General features: G+C 58.4%; 16 protein-coding genes. 6 read left to right on the forward strand and 10 right to left on the reverse strand.

Features of this window, described 5'->3' with window-relative positions:
• Nucleotides 1-11: 11 nt before the first annotated feature.
• The 6 genes from ihfB to ansB all read right to left on the reverse strand — a co-directional run bounded on the left by ihfB (nucleotide 12) and on the right by ansB (nucleotide 7009).
• Nucleotides 12-296 (reverse strand): integration host factor subunit beta, encoded by a 285-nt coding sequence (gene ihfB, locus HMPREF3138_RS19365; RefSeq protein ID WP_004928264.1) that lies wholly within the window; start codon nucleotides 294-296, stop codon nucleotides 12-14.
• A gap of 62 nt (nucleotides 297-358) precedes the next feature.
• Complete coding sequence (gene rpsA, locus HMPREF3138_RS19370) at nucleotides 359-2032, reverse strand: 30S ribosomal protein S1 (RefSeq protein ID WP_004928267.1); 1674 nt, start codon at nucleotides 2030-2032, stop codon at nucleotides 359-361.
• Nucleotides 2033-2216: 184 nt separating this feature from the next.
• On the reverse strand, nucleotides 2217-2906 hold the full coding sequence (cmk, locus tag HMPREF3138_RS19375) for a (d)CMP kinase (protein ID WP_004928270.1): 690 nt from the start codon (nucleotides 2904-2906) through the stop codon (nucleotides 2217-2219).
• Between the two features lie 266 nt (nucleotides 2907-3172).
• The gene (gene aroA / locus HMPREF3138_RS19380; protein ID WP_038880785.1) at nucleotides 3173-4459 is read right to left on the reverse strand and encodes a 3-phosphoshikimate 1-carboxyvinyltransferase; all 1287 of its coding nucleotides are present in this window, start codon (nucleotides 4457-4459) and stop codon (nucleotides 3173-3175) included.
• 114 nt (nucleotides 4460-4573) lie between these two features.
• A complete protein-coding gene (gene serC / locus HMPREF3138_RS19385; protein WP_038880783.1) occupies nucleotides 4574-5659 on the reverse strand; it encodes a 3-phosphoserine/phosphohydroxythreonine transaminase in 1086 nt (361 codons plus the stop codon).
• 303 nt (nucleotides 5660-5962) lie between these two features.
• On the reverse strand, nucleotides 5963-7009 hold the full coding sequence (gene ansB / locus HMPREF3138_RS19390) for an L-asparaginase 2 (RefSeq protein ID WP_038880780.1): 1047 nt from the start codon (nucleotides 7007-7009) through the stop codon (nucleotides 5963-5965).
• Nucleotides 7010-7157: 148 nt separating this feature from the next.
• On the opposite strand from ansB, the gene ycaO reads away from it, so the two are divergent.
• The 5 genes from ycaO (at nucleotide 7158) to pflA (ending at nucleotide 13601) form a co-directional block, all read left to right on the forward strand.
• Complete coding sequence (gene ycaO / locus HMPREF3138_RS19395; RefSeq protein WP_038880777.1) at nucleotides 7158-8921, forward strand: 30S ribosomal protein S12 methylthiotransferase accessory factor YcaO; 1764 nt, start codon at nucleotides 7158-7160, stop codon at nucleotides 8919-8921.
• A 226-nt stretch (nucleotides 8922-9147) separates the two neighbouring features.
• Nucleotides 9148-9381 carry a hypothetical protein gene (locus HMPREF3138_RS26455; protein ID WP_139145166.1) on the forward strand — a complete coding sequence of 78 codons (234 nt, stop codon included), beginning with the start codon at nucleotides 9148-9150 and terminating at the stop codon, nucleotides 9379-9381.
• Nucleotide 9382: 1 nt separating this feature from the next.
• Nucleotides 9383-10243 carry a formate transporter FocA gene (gene focA / locus HMPREF3138_RS19400; RefSeq protein WP_019454548.1) on the forward strand — a complete coding sequence of 287 codons (861 nt, stop codon included), beginning with the start codon at nucleotides 9383-9385 and terminating at the stop codon, nucleotides 10241-10243.
• Nucleotides 10244-10297: 54 nt separating this feature from the next.
• The gene (gene pflB, locus HMPREF3138_RS19405; RefSeq protein WP_016928324.1) at nucleotides 10298-12580 is read left to right on the forward strand and encodes a formate C-acetyltransferase; all 2283 of its coding nucleotides are present in this window, start codon (nucleotides 10298-10300) and stop codon (nucleotides 12578-12580) included.
• 280 nt (nucleotides 12581-12860) lie between these two features.
• A complete protein-coding gene (gene pflA, locus HMPREF3138_RS19410) occupies nucleotides 12861-13601 on the forward strand; it encodes a pyruvate formate lyase 1-activating protein (protein ID WP_038880773.1) in 741 nt (246 codons plus the stop codon).
• 48 nt (nucleotides 13602-13649) lie between these two features.
• On the opposite strand, the gene HMPREF3138_RS19415 is transcribed toward pflA, so the two are convergent.
• Nucleotides 13650-14801: an MFS transporter gene (locus HMPREF3138_RS19415; protein WP_033637849.1), complete on the reverse strand. Its 1152-nt coding sequence runs from the start codon at nucleotides 14799-14801 to the stop codon at nucleotides 13650-13652.
• A 163-nt stretch (nucleotides 14802-14964) separates the two neighbouring features.
• Here HMPREF3138_RS19415 and HMPREF3138_RS19420 point away from each other — a divergent pair, with 163 nt between their 5' ends.
• Nucleotides 14965-15330, forward strand: a complete 366-nt coding sequence (locus HMPREF3138_RS19420; RefSeq protein WP_038880770.1) for a DUF1801 domain-containing protein — start codon at nucleotides 14965-14967, stop codon at nucleotides 15328-15330.
• Between the two features lie 50 nt (nucleotides 15331-15380).
• On the opposite strand, the gene serS is transcribed toward HMPREF3138_RS19420, so the two are convergent.
• The 3 genes from serS to lolA all read right to left on the reverse strand — a co-directional run bounded on the left by serS (nucleotide 15381) and on the right by lolA (nucleotide 18748).
• Nucleotides 15381-16673 (reverse strand): serine--tRNA ligase, encoded by a 1293-nt coding sequence (gene serS, locus HMPREF3138_RS19425; RefSeq protein ID WP_038880767.1) that lies wholly within the window; start codon nucleotides 16671-16673, stop codon nucleotides 15381-15383.
• Between the two features lie 109 nt (nucleotides 16674-16782).
• Complete coding sequence (locus HMPREF3138_RS19430; RefSeq protein WP_070559252.1) at nucleotides 16783-18069, reverse strand: replication-associated recombination protein A; 1287 nt, start codon at nucleotides 18067-18069, stop codon at nucleotides 16783-16785.
• Between the two features lie 67 nt (nucleotides 18070-18136).
• Complete coding sequence (gene lolA, locus HMPREF3138_RS19435) at nucleotides 18137-18748, reverse strand: outer membrane lipoprotein periplasmic chaperone LolA (protein ID WP_038880761.1); 612 nt, start codon at nucleotides 18746-18748, stop codon at nucleotides 18137-18139.
• Nucleotides 18749-18817: the final 69 nt, after the last annotated feature.

Below are 18817 nucleotides of genomic sequence, written 5' to 3' on the forward strand. Positions count from 1 at the left end.
GCAGTCAGCGACTAGCCATAGATATTGGCGCGGTCACGCAACTCTTTACCTGGCTTGAAGTGAGGAACGTACTTGCCGTCCAGCTCAACTTTGTCACCGGTTTTCGGGTTGCGGCCTACACGCGGGGCACGGTAGTGAAGAGAAAAACTGCCGAATCCGCGGATCTCAATGCGTTCGCCCTCGGCCAGCGTTGCGGCCATGTGCTCAAGCATCTCTTTCACTGCATCCTCAACGGCCTTCGCCGGAATATGAGATTGCTGGCCAGCAAGTCTTTCAATAAGTTCAGACTTGGTCATAGTACCTCCAAGCTTTGCAGCTAAACTACCGTATCGGGGCGGTCAAAAACCGCCCCCCGTCATTACTCGCCTTTAGCCGCTTTGAAAGCTTCAGCCATTGCGTTAGAGAAGTTGCCTTCTTCCTGTTTGTTGTTAACAGTTGCGATGGCGTCTTTCTCGTCAGCTTCGTCCTTAGCACGTACGGACAGGCTTACAACGCGGTTCTTACGGTCAACGCCGGTGAATTTAGCTTCAACTTCGTCACCTACGTTCAGAACCAGAGTTGCATCTTCAATGCGGTCGCGAGAGGCTTCAGATGCACGCAGGTACCCTTCTACGCCGCCTGCCAATTCAACTGTAGCACCTTTGGCGTCAACTGCAGTGACTTTACCAGTAACAATAGCACCTTTCTTGTTCATAGACAGGTAGTTATTGAACGGGTCTTCAGCCAGCTGCTTCACGCCCAGGGAGATACGCTCGCGCTCTGCGTCAACCTGCAGAACAACCGCTGCGATTTCGTCGCCTTTCTTGTATTCACGTACTGCTTCTTCGCCTGCAACGTTCCAGGAGATGTCAGACAGGTGAACCAGGCCGTCGATGCCGCCGTCCAGGCCGATGAAGATACCGAAGTCAGTGATAGACTTGATTTTACCTTCAACGCGGTCGCCCTTGTTGTGGGTTTCTGCGAACTGCTGCCATGGGTTGGATTTGCACTGCTTCAGGCCCAGGGAGATACGACGACGTTCTTCATCGATGTCCAGAACCATCACTTCCACTACGTCGCCCACGTTAACAACTTTGGACGGATGGATGTTTTTGTTGGTCCAATCCATTTCAGAAACGTGTACCAGACCTTCAACGCCTTCTTCGATTTCTACGAAGCAGCCGTAATCAGTCAGGTTGGTTACACGACCAGTCAGCTTGGTGCCTTCTGGGTAACGTTTCGCGATAGCAACCCATGGATCTTCGCCCAGCTGTTTCAGGCCCAGGGATACACGAGTACGCTCGCGGTCGAACTTCAGCACTTTAACAGTGATTTCATCGCCAACATTGACGATTTCGCTTGGGTGCTTAACGCGTTTCCAAGCCATGTCAGTGATGTGCAGCAGGCCGTCTACGCCGCCCAGATCAACGAATGCACCGTAGTCAGTGAGGTTCTTAACGATACCTTTAACTTCCATGCCTTCCTGCAGGTTTTCCAGCAGTTGATCGCGCTCAGCGCTGTTCTCGGATTCGATAACCGCACGGCGAGAAACGACAACGTTGTTGCGCTTCTGATCCAGCTTGATGACTTTGAACTCAAGCTCTTTGCCTTCCAGGTGCAGAGTGTCACGTACCGGACGCACGTCAACCAGGGAACCTGGCAGGAACGCGCGGATGCCGTTCAGCTCGACGGTGAAGCCACCCTTCACTTTGCCGTTGATAACACCGGTTACAGTCTCAGCTTCTTCGTATGCTTTTTCCAGCGTGATCCAAGCTTCGTGACGCTTAGCTTTCTCACGGGACAGCAGGGTTTCACCGAAGCCGTCTTCAACAGCATCCAGAGCAACGTCAACTTCGTCACCAACCTGGATTTCCAGCTCGCCCTGGGCGTTTTTGAATTGCTCAGCCGGGATGGCAGACTCAGATTTCAGACCGGCGTCAACCAGTACGATATCTTTGTCGATAGCAACAACGACGCCACGAACGATGGAACCCGGGCGGGTTTCGATTTCTTTTAAGGATTCTTCAAAGAGTTGAGCGAAAGATTCAGTCATGTTGTTAATCTTCAGGGTTCTTTAGTTTAACGTCCATTTAGCGTCCCGCCGAATGGGGTTGTTTCACATACCCCGCCATTGGCTCCATGCCGACAGGGTTTAAGGTTACAGGGGTAAAATTTTACCCGATATATTGCGATACCGCTATGACAAATATGACAAAAAGCCAATAGCGCCGCCGCGCTTATTGCTGCGGCAACGCCAACACTTTCTGTGCATACGTCAACGCCTGCCGGATCACTTCTTCGATCGACATGCTGGTAGAATCCAGCACGAGGGCGTCAGAAGCGGGCACCAGAGGCGCGATAGGCCGATTACGGTCACGGTCGTCCCGTTCCTTTATCTCGGCTAAAAGACGTTCAAAGTTAACATTAAAGCCCTTCTCCTGCAACTGCAGCATGCGGCGGTGCGCGCGCTCCTCCGAGCTGGCGTCGAGGAAAATCTTGACCGGTGCGTCCGGGAACACCACCGTGCCCATGTCGCGGCCATCGGCAATCAGGCCGGGCGCTTCGCGGAATGCACGCTGGCGGCGCAGCAGCGCCTCGCGCACGCGCGGAAACGCCGCCGCTTGCGACGCCGTGTTGCCGACGGTTTCGGTGCGGATCTCATTGCTGACGTCCTCACCTTCCAAAATCACCTGCAGCTTGCCGTCCTGGGCAACGAAGCGAACATCGAGATGTGCGGCCAGCGGAACCAGCGCTTCCTCAGAAGTGATATCCACCTGATGATGCAACGCCGCCAGCGCCAGCACGCGATAGATCGCGCCGGAATCCAGCAAACGCCAACCAAGGGACTCGGCCAACGCTTTACACAGCGTGCCTTTGCCTGCGCCACTTGGTCCATCAACGGTTATCACCGGGGCTGTAGCCGTCATTTCTCTCTCCTTCAGGTAGAAAACCTCACAGAGACACGGTGCGCTTCGGCTCTAAGCCCGCGCGCCGCGCTCTCTGTCACCTGCCCAATCAGGGGCAAATACGGTGGCGTATTATACGCTGCCCTACGGCGATCTGTTACCCTGGAACTGTCCGGTTGTTGAAAATAAGCGCACAACCGCGAAAAAGTATAGAAGAAACGCCGGTCGCCAACGGTTAAAAACGATAAAGGCCCACAAAGGGGCCTTTAAATAAACGATTTGACGGGTTACGCCGGCTGGCTGATGCGTGCCAGCTGTTCGAAATAGTCCGGGAAGGTTTTCGCGGTGCATTTCGGATCGAGAATGGTGACCGGTGTATCCGACAGCGCCACCAGCGAGAAACACATCGCCATACGGTGATCGTTGTAGGTGCCGATCTCGGCGAACTGCAGTTTGGCCGGCGGCACGACGTGAATGTAGTCTTCGCCTTCGTCCACTTCCGCCCCTACCTTACGCAGCTCGGTGGCCATCGCCGCCAGACGGTCGGTCTCCTTCACCCGCCAATTGTAGATATTGCGGATGGTGGTCGGCCCCTCGGCGAACAGTGCCGCGGTGGCGATGGTCATCGCCGCGTCCGGAATGTGGTTCATGTCCATGTCGATACCGCGCAGTTCACCGCGGCTGCACTCGATAAAATCGTCGCCCCAGGTAATGTGCGCGCCCATTTTCTCCAGCACGTCGGCAAACTTGGTGTCGCCCTGCACGCTTTTGCGGCCGATGCCGGTCACGCGCACGGTGCCGCCCTTGATAGCCGCCGCCGCCAGGAAGTAAGAAGCGGAAGAGGCGTCGCCCTCAACCAGATACTCACCCGGCGCGATATACGTCTGGCGCCCCTGGATATGGAACACCCGGTAGTTGTCGTGGCTCACCGAGACACCGAAGGTGCGCATCAGGTGCAGCGTGATGTCGATGTACGGTTTGGAAACCAGCTCGCCCTTGATATGGATCTGCGTATCCTGCGGTGCCAGCGGCGCGGTCATCAGCAACGCGGTCAGGAACTGGCTGGAGACGCTGCCGTCAACGGTGACGTCGCCGCCCTGGAAGCCGCCGCGCAGGCGAATCGGTGGGTAATCGGTCTGCTCGAGGTAATCAATCTGCGCACCGCCCTGACGCAACGCGTCCACCAGATGGCCGATCGGGCGCTCTTTCATGCGCGGCTCGCCGGTCAACACCACGTCGCCTTCGCCGAGGCACAGCGCCGCCGCCAATGGGCGCATCGCGGTGCCGGCGTTGCCGAGGAACAGTTCCAACGGCTGCTCGGCCACCAGCGGCCCGGCCACGCCGGTCACTTCGCAGACGGTGCGATCGGCAGAAAGCTGATAGTTCACGCCCAACGCCTGCAGCGCGTTCAGCATATGACGCACGTCGTCGCTGTCCAGCAGGTTGGTCAGCCGGGTCGTTCCTTTCGCCAGCGCTGCCAGCAGCAGAGCGCGGTTAGAAACGCTCTTGGAGCCGGGTAAGTTGACGGTGCCATTGACCAGGGCGACCGGGTGTAACGTCAGGGAATCCACCATGTGAACAAAACTCTCCAATTCTGATAAACGAAACGGCTCCGGAATAATGCCGGAGCCGCTTTAATGCAAAAGGACAACAGCCTGAGGCAGCCCGCGCCTGGCGAGCTGACGGGATCAACCGTGACGACGTTCGAAGTCGGCCATGAAGTCGGTCAGCGCCTGCACGCCGGCCAGCGGCATGGCATTGTAAATAGAAGCGCGCATGCCGCCAACTACCCGGTGGCCCTTCAGCGCCTGCAGGCCGATGGCCTCGGCTTCGCTGAGGAACACCTTGTCCAGCGCCGCATCGGCCAGCTGGAACGGCACGTTCATCCAGGAACGGTTGGCGATCGCCACCTGGCTGCGGTAAAAGTCGGATTTATCGATGGTCGCGTACAGCAGTTCGGCCTTGGCCTGATTGCGTTTTTGCATCTCCACCAGGCCACCCTGCTCTTTCAGCCATTTGAACACCAGCCCGGACAGGTACCAGGCGAAGGTCGGCGGGGTGTTGAACATCGAGTCGTTTTCGGCCAGCACGGTGTAGTCGAGGATCGACGGCACTTCTTTGCGAGCCTTACCCAACAGATCGTCGCGCACGATCACCAGCGTCAGGCCGGCCGGGCCGATATTTTTCTGCGCGCCGGCGTAAATCACGCCGAAACGGCTGACGTCGAGCGGGCGGGACAGAATGGTCGAGGAGTAATCGCCGATCACCACCTTGTCGCCGAAGTCCGGCGTTTCATCGATGGCCACGCCGTCGATGGTCTCATTCGGGCAATAGTGGACATAAGCCGCGTCGTCGCTGAGCTGCCACTCTTTCATCGGCTTGATGCCGCTCAGGCCGTCGATACAGGTTTTCACGTCGATGACGTTCGGGACGCAATACTTTTCCGCTTCCTTGATAGCGCTGTGCGCCCAATAGCCGCCGTCGATATAGTCGGCGGTAGCCTTGTCGCCCAGCAGGTTCAGCGGCAGCGCGGCGAACTGCGCGCGGGCGCCGCCGTGGCAAAACAGCACTTTATAGTTGGAGGGGACTTTCAGCAGATCGCGCAGATCCTGTTCCGCCTGCTCGGCAACGGCGATGAATTCTTTGCTGCGGTGACTGATCTCCATCACTGACGTGCCCAGCCCGTGCCAGTTGCACAGTTCCTGTTCCGCACGACGCAACACTTCCACCGGCAGCATCGCCGGGCCAGAGCTAAAATTATAAACCTGAGTCATTTCCCCTCACCACATTCACTGTTCGCCGCAGAAAAGCGACCTGTCGAAAAGACGCCCGAAGTTAACGCTCGCGTTAACCAACCCATCGGTTTTATCACTCACGCCCCATGGCTGCAACGCTTATTCGCCCGTCGGCGGCAAACGGCCGCGCCGGGTGATGAAAGGCTCTGCGGCCGTCGCGATTGTTTGGACGATAAAACCCTGCGACATGGGGAAATTCAGCGGGTTAACGCGGTGTTTTATGCTGTATTCAGCCAAGATGGCTGCGGGAGCCCCGGTCGGCCCCCGCAGAAGAGAAAACGATCAGTACTGATTGAACATCTGCTGAATTTGCTTCGCGTCTTTGGTTTGCGTCAGCGCCAGCTGCAGCAGAATGCGCGCTTTTTGCGGATTCAGCGTGCCGGCGGCAACAAAGCCGTACTTGGCGTCGTCCACTTCCGCATCTTCGGTGGTGGCGCCGGTTGGCACACGCGATGAACGCACCACCGCCACACCGTTGTGCGCCGCCGTCGCCAGGGTGTCGAACACCGTTTTATACAGGTTGCCGTTGCCGACCCCGGCGCTGACGATGCCCTGATAGCCTTCGGCGATCAGCGCCTTGGCCGGCGCATCGGAGGCGTTGGCATAGTTGTAGACGATGCCAACCTTCGGCAGTTCGTTCAGCTTGCTGACATCGAACGGCGTATCACGGGCATGCTTGCGCTGCGGCGAGCGCTGGTAATCGATCTTGCCGTTGTGGATATACCCCAGCGGGCCGTAGTTTGGCGACTGGAAGGTCTGCACGGCGGTGGTGTTGGTCTTGGTGACGTCGCGCGCATCCAGCACCGTGTCGTTCATCGCCACCAGCACCCCGCGGTTGGCCGATTGCGGATCCGCCGCCGTCACCACCGCATTATACAGGTTGAACGGACCGTCGGCGCTCATCGCCGTCGCCGGCCGCATCGCCCCCACCAGCACCACCGGCTTATCGCACTTCACCGTCAGATCGAGGAAGTAGGCCGTCTCTTCCAACGTATCGGTGCCGTGGGTGATGACGAAGCCGTCGGTCTTGCCGCAGTCGGCGTCAATTTTCTTCGCCAACGTCAGCCAGACCCGATCGTTCATGTCCTGCGAACCGATGTTCACCACCTGCTCCCCCTGCACGTTGGCGATGTTTTTCAGCGCCGGCACCGCATCGACCAACGCCTCGACGCCCAGCTTGCCCGCCGTATAGTTGGATTTTGTCGCCGAATCGCCGCCGCCGGCGATGGTGCCGCCGGTCGCCAGCAGAGTGATGTTGGGCAGCGCCAGCGCCGAGGCGCTGAAGCCGGTCAACAGGAGGGTTAACGCGCTGAGTTTCACTGATTTCATTAGATTTCTCCGTGACAGATAACTCGCTGAATTATGGCCTTTATCCTTAAAAAAACTGTGACTTTGCCGCCGCTTTAGGAATACGTGGAGCTCCAGCGTAAAACCCCGTATCATTGCGCGTTTTTAGTACGCGCAAAAAGTGAAGACAATGACGCAAACTTTTATCCCCGGTAAAGACGCCGCCCTGGAAGACTCCATCGCCCGTTTCCAGCAGAAACTGAGCGATCTCGGTTTCAACATCGAAGAAGCCTCCTGGCTGAACCCGGTGCCGCACGTGTGGTCAGTGCACATTCGCGATCGCGATTGCCCGCTGTGCTTCACCAACGGCAAAGGCGCCAGCAAAAAAGCCGCGCTGGCCTCCGCGCTGGGTGAATATTTCGAGCGCCTGTCCACCAACTACTTCTTCGCCGATTTCTATCTGGGCCGGCAGATCGCCGAAGGCGATTTCGTGCACTACCCGAATGAGAAATGGTTCCCGATCCCTGAAGACGACGCGCTGCCGGCCGGCATCCTCGACGAACGCCTGCACGCCTTCTACGATCCGCAGCAAGAGCTGAGCGCCAGCGATCTTGTCGATCTGCAGTCCGGCAACGCCGATCGCGGCGTGTGTGCGCTGCCGTTTACCCGTCAGTCCGACCAGCAAACCGTGTACATTCCGATGAACATCATCGGCAACCTGTATGTTTCCAACGGCATGTCCGCCGGCAACACCGCCAACGAAGCGCGCGTGCAGGGCCTGTCGGAAGTGTTCGAGCGCTATGTGAAAAACCGCATCATCGCCGAATCCATCAGCCTGCCGGCGATCCCGGACGACGTGCTGAACCGTTACCCAGGCGTGGTGGAAGCCATCGCCAAACTGGAAGAGGAAGGTTTCCCGATCCTCTCCTATGACGCCTCGCTGGGCGGCAACTACCCGGTGATCTGCGTGGTGCTGTTTAACCCGACCAACGGCACCTGCTTCGCTTCGTTCGGCGCGCACCCGGACTTCGGCGTGGCGCTGGAGCGCACGGTGACCGAACTGCTGCAGGGCCGCAGCCTGAAAGATCTCGACGTGTTCACCGCACCGACCTTCGATGACGAAGAAGTGGCGGAACACACCAACCTGGAAACGCACTTCATCGACTCCAGCGGCCTGATCTCCTGGGATCTGTTCAAACAGGACGCCGATTACCCGTTCGTTGACTGGAACTTCAGCGGCAGCACGCAGGAAGAGTTCGCCACCCTGATGAGCATCTTCGACAAAGAAGACGCGGAAGTGTACATCGCCGACTACGAGCACCTGGGCGTCTACGCTTGCCGCATCATCGTGCCGGGCATGTCCGACATTTATCCGGCGGAAGACCTGCTGCTGGCCAACAACAGCATGGGCGCGCACCTGCGCGATACGCTGCTGGCGCTGCCGGGCAGCGAGTGGGCGCCGGAAGAGTACCTGGCGCTGATCGAGCAGTTGGACGACGAAGGGCTGGACGATTTCACCCGCGTACGCGAACTGCTGGGCATTGCCAGCGGCAAAGACAACGCCTGGCATACCCTGCGCGTGGGCGAGCTGAAGTCGATGCTGGCGCTGGCGGGCGGCGATCTGGATCAGGCGCTGATCTGGACCGAATGGACGCAGGACTTCAACGCCTCGGTGCTGAGCCCGGCGCGCAGCAACTACTACCGCTGCCTGCAAACGCTGCTGCTGCTGGCGCAGGAGCCTGAGCGCGAAGCGGCGCAGTACTATACCGCGTTCGTGAAAATGTACGGTCAGGAAGCGGTCGACGCCGCCTCGGCCGCCATCAGCGGTGAAGAGCGCTTCAACGGGCTGTTCGCCGTCGATGCCGATCTGAAGGCGCTGCCGGCCCATCAGGCGCTGCTGGCGGCCTACGAGAAGCTGCAGGCGGCCAAACGCCGCCACTGGACCAAGGCCTAAGCATCATCAGGGGATACTGCCACTTTGGGAGTATCCCTTTTGCCAAACGCCGCACTCCGTTGCGGCGTTTTCATTTTTGCGGTTTATTTCAACGCATTCGGTTTTATTTTCTCGCCGGAAGATAGGCGGTTAAACGACCATAAAAATAAATAAACCGTCAATTGTTGCCGGACGGTGAAATAATAATTAACCGATAATTAAACTTTCAGCGACAGACGGCGACAAAATGCCTAAAAATTTAACTTTACCCTACGCCATCCACCCGGTAGATTCAAAAAAAATTGCAAACATTAAAAAAATTTTTTTACTTAAAAATCAAAAAATTACCCACAAAAACCACACAAAAAACACGCCATTTTACCGCTCTACTTCCCCGCCTTATGATCCAAATCAAATTTTCCCCTATACTGCTTTGCTAGTATCTCATTGCGTTGTTTTAACCCTTAAGAGCGAGAGTTAGTTTGAAAACTGACAGCCCCTTCGATCTGATTTTACCTGCGGCCACGGCGAAAATCGCTGAAGATGCCGGCGTGTATAAAGCCACCAAACATCCGCTGAAAACGTTTTATTTGGCGATCACCGCCGGTGTCTTCATTTCCATCGCCTTCGTCTTCTACATCACGGCGACCACCGGCACCGCCGGCGTGCCTTTCGGCCTGGCGAAACTGGTCGGCGGCATCTGCTTCTCTCTCGGGTTAATGCTGGTGGTGGTGTCGGGCGCCGACTTGTTCACCTCTACCGTGCTCATCGTCATCGCCAAGGCCAGCGGCCGTATCAGCTGGGGCCAGCTGGGCGCGAACTGGCTGAACGTTTATCTCGGCAACCTGGTCGGCGCACTGTTCTTCGTGGCACTGATCTGGTTCTCCGGCGAGTATATGGTCGCCAACGGCCAGTGGGGCCTGAACGTCCTGCAAACCGCAGACCACAAGCTGCATCACACCTTTATCGAAGCCGTGTGCCTCGGCATTTTGGCTAACCTGATGGTCTGCCTGGCGGTCTGGATGAGCTACTCCGGCCGCACCCTGACCGACAAGATGCTCGCCATGGTGCTGCCGGTCGGGATGTTTGTCGCCAGCGGCTTCGAGCACAGCATCGCCAACATGTTTATGATCCCTATGGGCATCGTGGTCAAACACTTCGCCACGCCGGAATTCTGGCAAGCCGTAGGGGCGGTACCTGAGCAATTCGCTCATCTGACAGTAAGCAACTTCATCATCGACAACCTGATTCCGGTCACCATCGGCAACATCATCGGCGGCGGTCTGCTGGTTGGGTTGACTTACTGGGTAATTTATCTGCGCGGGGGCCGCGAACAGCACTAAGCTGTGAGCTACCGCGCGCAGAGTTAGAAATCCACAATCAAAGGTAGGTGTACAATGACCGAACTTAACGAGAAATTAGCCAACGCTTGGGAAGGTTTCAGCAAGGGTGACTGGCAGAATGAAGTCAACGTTCGTGACTTCATCCAGAAAAACTACACGCCTTATGAGGGTGACGAATCCTTCCTGGCTGGCGCAACTCAAGCCACCACCACCTTGTGGGACAAGGTTATGGAAGGGATCAAACTGGAAAACCGCACTCACGCGCCGGTTGATTTCGACACCAACGTTGCTTCAACCATCATTTCTCACGACGCGGGTTACATCGCCAAAGAGCTGGAAACCATCGTAGGTCTGCAGACCGACGCCCCTCTGAAACGCGCGCTGATCCCGTTCGGCGGCATCAAAATGGTCGAAGGTTCGTGCAAAGTGTACGGCCGCGAGCTGGATCCGCAGCTGAAAAAAGTGTTCACCGAATACCGTAAAACCCACAACCAGGGCGTATTCGACGTTTACACCAAAGACATCCTGAACTGCCGTAAATCCGGCGTTCTGACCGGCCTGCCAGACGCCTACGGCCGCGGCCGCATCATCGGCGACTACCGCCGCGTGGCGCTGTACGGTATCGACTTCCTGATGGCCGACAAGCTGAACCAGTTCAAATCGCTGCAGGAAAAACTGGAAAACGGCGAAGATCTGGAAATGACCATCCAGCTGCGCGAAGAGATCGCTGAACAGCATCGCGCTCTGGCTCAGATCAAAGAGATGGCCGCCAAATACGGTTACGACATCTCCGGCCCGGCCACCAGCGCGCAAGAAGCGGTGCAGTGGACCTACTTCGGCTACCTGGCCGCGGTGAAATCCCAGAACGGCGCCGCCATGTCCTTCGGCCGCGTGTCCACCTTCCTCGACGTGTTCATCGAGCGCGACATCAAGGCGGGCAAACTGACCGAAGAACAAGCGCAGGAACTGATTGACCACCTGGTGATGAAACTGCGTATGGTGCGCTTCCTGCGTACCCCTGAGTACGATGAGCTGTTCTCCGGCGACCCAATCTGGGCAACGGAATCCCTGGCCGGTATGGGCGTAGACGGCCGTACCCTGGTCACCAAAAACAGCTTCCGCTTCCTGAACACCCTGTACACCATGGGGCCGTCTCCGGAGCCGAACATGACCATCCTGTGGTCTGAGAAGCTGCCGCTGAACTTCAAGAAATTCGCGGCGAAAGTGTCCATCGACACCTCTTCCGTTCAGTACGAAAACGACGACCTGATGCGCCCTGATTTCAACAACGATGACTATGCCATCGCTTGCTGCGTCAGCCCGATGATCGTCGGTAAACAAATGCAGTTCTTCGGCGCCCGCGCCAACCTGGCGAAAACCATGCTGTACGCCATCAACGGCGGCGTTGACGAAAAACTGAAAATGCAGGTCGGCCCGAAAGAAGCGCCGATGATGGATGAAGTGCTGGACTATGACAAAGTCATGGCGCGCATGGACCACTTTATGGATTGGCTGGCCAAGCAGTATGTGACCGCGCTGAACATCATTCACTACATGCACGACAAGTACAGCTACGAAGCTGCGCTGATGGCGCTGCATGACCGTGACGTTTATCGCACCATGGCTTGCGGCATCGCCGGTCTGTCCGTGGCGGCCGACTCCCTGTCTGCCATCAAGTACGCGAAAGTCACCACCATTCGCGACGAAGACGGCCTGGCCATCGACTTCAAAGTGGAAGGCGAGTATCCGCAGTTCGGTAACAACGACGCCCGCGTCGATGACATCGCCTGCGACCTGGTGGAACGTTTCATGAAGAAAATTCAGAAACTGCGCACCTACCGCAATGCGGTACCGACTCAGTCCGTACTGACCATCACCTCCAACGTGGTGTACGGTAAGAAAACCGGTAACACCCCGGATGGCCGCCGCGCAGGCGCACCGTTCGGCCCAGGTGCCAACCCGATGCACGGCCGCGACCAGAAAGGCGCAGTAGCCTCCCTGACCTCGGTAGCCAAACTGCCGTTTGCCTACGCGAAAGACGGGATCTCCTACACCTTCTCCATCGTGCCTAACGCGCTGGGTAAAGACGACGACGTGCGTAAAGCCAACCTGGCGGGCCTGATGGATGGTTACTTCCACCATGAAGCCTCCATCGAAGGCGGCCAGCACCTGAACGTCAACGTGATGAACCGCGAAATGCTGCTGGACGCGATGGAAAACCCTGAGAAATACCCTCAGCTGACCATCCGCGTTTCCGGTTACGCCGTGCGCTTCAACTCGCTGACCAAAGAGCAACAGCAGGACGTGATTACTCGTACCTTCACTCAAACGATGTAATACGCCAACCGGGCGGGAAACCGCCCGGTGCCAACGTCGGGGCCGGTTCTGCCGGCCCTTTTCTCCCACCGCTCTCCCCTGACTCCGTAGAGTCTGTTTTGCCGGACATCTATACTGAATGGATAGCCGGCAAAACAGTTATCCGGCAACTGACCGGCCGACAGGCATCATTACCCCCGGTGGCGGGCTCACCCCGCCACTGCATCGCAGATACCTGGCCGGCGGCCACGCGCCTATTTTTAGACTGCGTTTGACAGTCAATATTGGAGAAAACCCCGCAATGTCAGTAACTGGTCGCATCCACTCCTTCGAATCCTGCGGCACCGTCGACGGGCCCGGGATCCGCTTTATCGTCTTTTTCCAGGGCTGCCTGATGCGCTGCCTCTATTGCCATAACCGCGACACCTGGGATACCCACGGCGGCAAAGAAGTGACCGTCGAAGAGCTGATGAAAGACGCGGTGGCCTACCGCCATTTCATGAACGCTTCCGGCGGCGGCGTGACCGCGTCCGGCGGCGAGGCGATCCTGCAGGCTGAATTCGTGCGCGACTGGTTCCGTGCCTGCCACGCCGAAGGCATCAATACCTGCCTGGACACCAATGGCTTCGTGCGCCGCTACGATCCGGTGATCGACGAGCTGCTGGACACCACCGATCTGGTGATGCTGGACCTGAAACAGATGAATAACGAGATCCACCAGAACCTGGTCGGCGTCTCCAACCACCGCACGCTGGAATTCGCTCGCTACCTGGCGAAACGCAATCAACGTACCTGGATCCGCTACGTGGTGGTGCCGGGTTGGTCAGACGACGATAAATCGGCGCACCTGCTGGGCGAATTCACCAAAGACATGAGCAACATCGAGAAAATCGAGCTGCTGCCCTATCACGAGTTGGGCAAGCACAAATGGGTGGCGATGGGGGAAGAGTACAAGCTGGACGGTGTGCACCCGCCGAAGGCCGAGACCATGGATCGCGTCAAAGGCATCCTGGAAAGCTACGGCCACAAAGTGATCTACTGATTGGCTCACGCCACAAGAAAAACCGGCTCATGGCCGGTTTTTTTATGCTCAGGCGGCGGCGAATGGGGTGTGATGATGGTCCGGCTTCTGCTTCTTCAGCAGCATCAGCAGGTAAACCAGCGCCACGGCGGCGATCATCACGAATAGCACGCGGTCGGAGTAGTTTTGCATCAGCAGCGCCGTCATCGACGGGCCCAGCAGGCTGCCGATGGTGTAGCTCATCAGCAGCGCCTGGTTCATCGCCACCAACTCGTGCGGCAGCGCCTTCTCGCAGGCCCAGGACATCGCCACCGGGTACAGGGTAAAGCCGGCGCAGCCGAGGATGAACAGCGAAGGCGCCATGGCGTAGTTGCCGAGCATCGCTACGCTGGCGAGGATCACCACGAACACCTGAATGCGCAGCACCAGCAGACGCCCGTAACGATCGGCCAGCCGCCCGACCGGCCATTGGCCGACGATGCCGGAGCTGACCAGCAGCGCCATCCAGTAACCGACGTTGGCGTCGCTCATGCCCTGATGGGAGAGGTACAGCGGCATCAGGCCGTACAGCGAACCGAGCACGATGCCGGAGATGATGCAGCCATTGATGCCGAGGCGCGCGCTGCGGCGTCTCAGCATTGTCCACACCGCCGCCTGCTGCGGCTCGTCTTCATGGCGGTTGACCCGCGCAAACAGCATCGGCAACATCGCGCTGATCACGATAGCGGTCACCCACGGCACCACGTGCAGCAATTCCGTCGAGGTCATACTCAACAGCAATTGGCCGGTCACCGTACCGAGGTAATAAACGATCATATAGGCCGCCAGCAGCTGGCCGCGGTTGCTGAGATTGCCGCTGCGCAACAGCGCGCTTTCCACGATCACCCAAATCCAGGCGCAGCCGACGCCGGCGAAGAAACGCCAGCCCAGCCAGCTCCAAAAATCGATCGACAGCACCATGCCGGCGGTCGCGGCGGCGAACACCAGACAAGAAAGATGATAGCTGCGGGTAAAGCCGACGCGCTGGATCAGTTTGCCCGCCACCAGCGTGCCCAACAGGTTGCCGCTGAAATAAGAGGAGCTGACCATTCCCACCTGCCAGGTCGACAGCTGAGCATGGGTTAACCAAAGAGGCACGAGCGTATTCAAAACGGCAATGGATACCGTGAGCAGCAAGAGGCCGCAGAGCAATAAGAGCACTGGGCGAGAGTATGCGGACATAGTGAGATTGTGACCGAACGCGCAATGAGAGTGCGCGCATCATGCCACTGGCGATAAAAAAGTCAATCGCCTCTTATCATTTCACCGCACGATTTGTTTCCGGCTAACCGGCTGAAAAAGCGCTATGCTCAGCGCAGTGCGAATTTGACGACGGAGAAACAAGATGAGTCAGGCAAATAATGCGGTGGTAGAGGCCCTGCTGGCGGACATCGGCAGCACGCAAGGTGACCTGCTGGCCATTGTGCAGCAGGTGCGGCGGATCGCTGCGGAGAGCGGCAACGGCGTCACCGAATCGGTCAAATACGGCGGCATCATGTTCTCGCATAGCCAATTTTTCTGCGGCGTTTTCGCCTACCGCAATCACGTCACGGTGGAATTCGGCCAAGGGCACCGACTGGAAGATCGCTATCAGCAACTTGAAGGCAGCGGCCAGTATCGGCGGCACATCAAGCTCCACTCGCCCGACGAGGTGAAAAGCAAGCATCTGGCGGACTACATTCAACAGGCTTATACGCTGACTACGGGCTGAATTCTCGACATAAAAAAAGCGCCCGCAGGCGCTTTTTCGTGGTTTGTCGTTTAACCGATGTATTCCAGGCCGCCCATATATGGACGCAGCACTTCAGGTACCTGAATGCGGCCGTCGGCCTGCTGGTAGTTTTCCAGCACCGCCACCAGCGTACGGCCAACCGCCAGGCCCGAGCCGTTCAGGGTGTGGACCAGACGCGGTTTCTTGTCGGCTTTGCTGCGGCAGCGCGCCTGCATGCGGCGTGCCTGGAAGTCCCACATGTTGGAGCAGGACGAGATCTCGCGGTAGGTATCCTGCGCCGGCAGCCACACTTCCAGATCGTAAGTCTTGCAGGCGCCGAAGCCCATGTCGCCGGTGCACAGCAGCACCTTGCGGTAAGGCAGGTTCAGCAGCTGCAGCACTTTTTCCGCGTGGCCGGTCAGCTCTTCCAGGGCATCCATCGAATCTTCCGGACGAACGATCTGCACCATTTCAACCTTGTCGAACTGGTGCATGCGGATCAAACCGCGGGTGTCACGGCCGTAAGAACCGGCTTCCGCACGGAAGCATGGCGTGTGTGCGGTCATTTTCAGCGGCAGAGATTCCTCTTCCACGATCTCGTCGCGCACCAGGTTGGTCAGCGGCACTTCCGCCGTTGGGATCAGCGCATAGTTGCTGCTGTCGGCTTCTTCTTCCAGCGGACGGGTATGGAACAGATCTTCGCCGAACTTCGGCAGCTGGCCGGTGCCGTACAGCGTGGCGTGGTTGACCAGGTAAGGCACGTAGGCCTCCAGGTAGCCGTGCTGCTCGGTGTGCAGATCCAGCATGAACTGAGACAGCGCACGGTGCATGCGGGCGATTTGCCCTTTCATCACCACGAAGCGCGAACCGGTCAGCTTAACCGCGGCGGCAAAATCCAGCCCGCCGGCCATTTCGCCCAGATCGACGTGATCGCGCACCGCGAAGTCGTACTGGCGCGGTTCGCCCCAGCGGGTCACTTCCAGGTTTTCGCTGTCGTCTTTACCATCCGGCACGGCGTCGTCCGGCAGGTTAGGCAGCGTCAGGGCGTAATCGCGGATCTCGCTCTGCAGCGCATCCAGCGCCGCCTTGGCGGCATCCAGCTTGTCACCCAGCTCGTTCACTTCGCGACGCAGCGGCTCGATGTCTTCCCCACGCGCTTTGGCCGCGCCGATGGATTTCGATCGGGAGTTGCGTTCCGCTTGCAGCGTTTCAGTTTCTACCTGCAGAACTTTGCGGCGTTCTTCCTGCGAACGCAGCAGATCCAGATCGAGTTTAAAGCCTCGGCGAGCCAGTTTGACGGCGACTGCGTCTAGCTCATTACGCAGCAGATTGGGATCGAGCATGCTAATCCTGTGCTTGTTGTTATTGAAAGAAGTGTTGTTGTTCTATGCGGCTGATTTATAGCCGCATAAAAGAAGAGTGATACCCGCTAACCTTACCGCAACGGCCACGCTAGCGGTAGCGTTTTGTCGGGCTATTTTGATCCTGGTCAGCCAGCCATGCCAACTTTTCGCCGATTTTCCCTTCCAGCCCGCGCGAGGTCGGTTGATAGTAGCGCGTATGGGCCATTTCGGGCGGGAAATAGTTCTCGCCGGCGGCGTAGGCGTTGGGTTCGTCGTGGGCGTAACGGTACTCCGCCCCCAGCCCCATCTCCTTCATCAGCTTGGTCGGCGCGTTGCGCAGGTGCTCCGGCACGTCATAATCGTCCTGCTCCTTGGCGTCGCGCATGGCGGCCTTGAACGCGGTGTAGACCGCGTTGCTCTTCGGCGCGCAGGCCAGATAGACGATCGCCTGCGCGATGGCGCGCTCACCCTCCGCCGGCCCCACGCGAGTGAAGCAATCCCAGGCGGCGATCGCCACCTGCATGCCGCGCGGATCGGCGTTGCCCACGTCTTCGGAGGCGATCGCCAACAGACGGCGCGCCACGTAGAGCGGATCGCCGCCGGCGGTAATGATGCGCGCATACCAGTACAGCGCGGCGTCCGGCGCCGAGCCGCGCACCGATTTATGCAGCGCGGAAATCAGGTCGTAATAACGGTCGCCCTTGTTGTCGAAGCGCGCACTGCGTTCGCCCGACACCTCTTTCAGCAGTTCCGGCGTCAGCACCCGCACGCCTTTGGCGTCTAACTCCGCCATGTCCGCCATCATTTCCAGGCTATTCAGCGCCCGGCGCGCATCGCCGCCCACCAGTTCCGACAGCAAGCGGCGCGTTTCCGCCGGCAGCTCAATATTCTGGCCGCCAAAGCCGCGCGCCTTGTCGCCCATCGCCTGATCCAGCACCTGGCCGATATCTTCGGCGGTCAGCGCCTTCAACAGATAGACGCGGGCGCGGGACAGCAGCGCCGAGTTCAGTTCGAACGACGGGTTTTCGGTGGTAGCGCCGATAAAGGTGATGGTGCCGTCTTCAATGTGCGGCAGGAAAGCGTCCTGCTGGCTCTTATTGAAGCGGTGCACTTCGTCGACGAACAGGATGGTGCGGCGGCCGGCGTCGCGGTTTTGCCGCGCCCGCTCGATCGCCTCGCGGATCTCCTTGATACCGGAAGTCACGGCGGAGATCCGTTCGACATCTGCCTGGCCGTAACGGCCGATCAGCTCTGCCAGCGTCGTCTTCCCGGTGCCCGGCGGCCCCCATAAAATCATCGAGTGCAGCTGCCCGGCCTCGATGGCGCGCGGCAGCGGCTTGCCGGCGGCCAGCAGGTGCTGCTGGCCGATATACTGTGCCAGCGTGGTCGGCCGCATACGCGCGGCCAACGGCTGGAATTCGTTCTGGGAAAAATCGAGCGACAGATTATTACTCACTGGCACCTCACTGGCGCTGGTCGTCCAGCGTCACCCCCTTCGGCGGGGTAAATTTGAATTTGGCCGGATCGGCGGCGACGTTCTGCTGGCTTTTCAGCGTGTAGGAACTGCGCTGACCATCCTGCTCCACCGCGGCAAAGCTGCGGATGGTACCGCTGTTGGTCACGCTGATGGCGAACTGCTTCAGGTTGCCGCTGGCGGACTTCGGCGTCAGCTCGAAATCATCGCCCTTTTGCTTCACGTTGTACTGTTTCCAGTCGCTGGCATTATTGCGGGTGATCAACATAAACGGCGTATTGCCGGTGGCGTTTTTCAGCCAGGTCGCCGTCACCTGCTCGACGAACGGGTTGTAGAACCACAGGGTCTGGCCATCGGAAACCAGCACGCTCTCATCGGGCGACGTCATGTGCCAGTTGAACAGGTTTGGCCGCTTCACCCACAGCTCGCCTTCACCCTGCTGCACCGCGGCGCCGTCGGCGCTGGTCACGGTTTGTGAGAAGCTGGCGTGGAAACTGTTCACCTTCGCCAGGCGACTTTGCAGATCCTGTGCGGCCTCGGCCAACACGGAGGTGGAAGCGAATCCCGAAAGCAGACAGCAGGCAACTAACAGTTTTTTCATTATTCCAGATACCTTATGAAATGCGTTAACCGCAGGGCGACGCCGTGCGGGTCAAATCAACCCTTTACC

The sequence above is a fragment of the Serratia sp. HMSC15F11 genome (assembly GCF_001808215.1).
In the GTDB taxonomy this organism is placed as follows: Bacteria; Pseudomonadota; Gammaproteobacteria; order Enterobacterales; family Enterobacteriaceae; genus Serratia; species Serratia nevei.

What these genes read in the sequence shown, in the direction of transcription:
- ihfB (WP_004928264.1), bottom strand. Translation starts at nt 296, where the DNA reads ATGACCAAGTCTGAACTTATTGAAAGACTTGCTGGCCAGCAATCTCAT.
- rpsA (WP_004928267.1), bottom strand. Translation starts at nt 2,032, where the DNA reads ATGACTGAATCTTTCGCTCAACTCTTTGAAGAATCCTTAAAAGAAATC.
- cmk (WP_004928270.1), bottom strand. Translation starts at nt 2,906, where the DNA reads ATGACGGCTACAGCCCCGGTGATAACCGTTGATGGACCAAGTGGCGCA.
- aroA (WP_038880785.1), bottom strand. Translation starts at nt 4,459, where the DNA reads ATGGTGGATTCCCTGACGTTACACCCGGTCGCCCTGGTCAATGGCACC.
- serC (WP_038880783.1), bottom strand. Translation starts at nt 5,659, where the DNA reads ATGACTCAGGTTTATAATTTTAGCTCTGGCCCGGCGATGCTGCCGGTG.
- ansB (WP_038880780.1), bottom strand. Translation starts at nt 7,009, where the DNA reads ATGAAATCAGTGAAACTCAGCGCGTTAACCCTCCTGTTGACCGGCTTC.
- ycaO (WP_038880777.1), top strand. Translation starts at nt 7,158, where the DNA reads ATGACGCAAACTTTTATCCCCGGTAAAGACGCCGCCCTGGAAGACTCC.
- HMPREF3138_RS26455 (WP_139145166.1), top strand. Translation starts at nt 9,148, where the DNA reads ATGCCTAAAAATTTAACTTTACCCTACGCCATCCACCCGGTAGATTCA.
- pflB (WP_016928324.1), top strand. Translation starts at nt 10,298, where the DNA reads ATGACCGAACTTAACGAGAAATTAGCCAACGCTTGGGAAGGTTTCAGC.
- pflA (WP_038880773.1), top strand. Translation starts at nt 12,861, where the DNA reads ATGTCAGTAACTGGTCGCATCCACTCCTTCGAATCCTGCGGCACCGTC.
- HMPREF3138_RS19415 (WP_033637849.1), bottom strand. Translation starts at nt 14,801, where the DNA reads ATGTCCGCATACTCTCGCCCAGTGCTCTTATTGCTCTGCGGCCTCTTG.
- HMPREF3138_RS19420 (WP_038880770.1), top strand. Translation starts at nt 14,965, where the DNA reads ATGAGTCAGGCAAATAATGCGGTGGTAGAGGCCCTGCTGGCGGACATC.
- serS (WP_038880767.1), bottom strand. Translation starts at nt 16,673, where the DNA reads ATGCTCGATCCCAATCTGCTGCGTAATGAGCTAGACGCAGTCGCCGTC.
- HMPREF3138_RS19430 (WP_070559252.1), bottom strand. Translation starts at nt 18,069, where the DNA reads ATGCGGCCGACCACGCTGGCACAGTATATCGGCCAGCAGCACCTGCTG.
- lolA (WP_038880761.1), bottom strand. Translation starts at nt 18,748, where the DNA reads ATGAAAAAACTGTTAGTTGCCTGCTGTCTGCTTTCGGGATTCGCTTCC.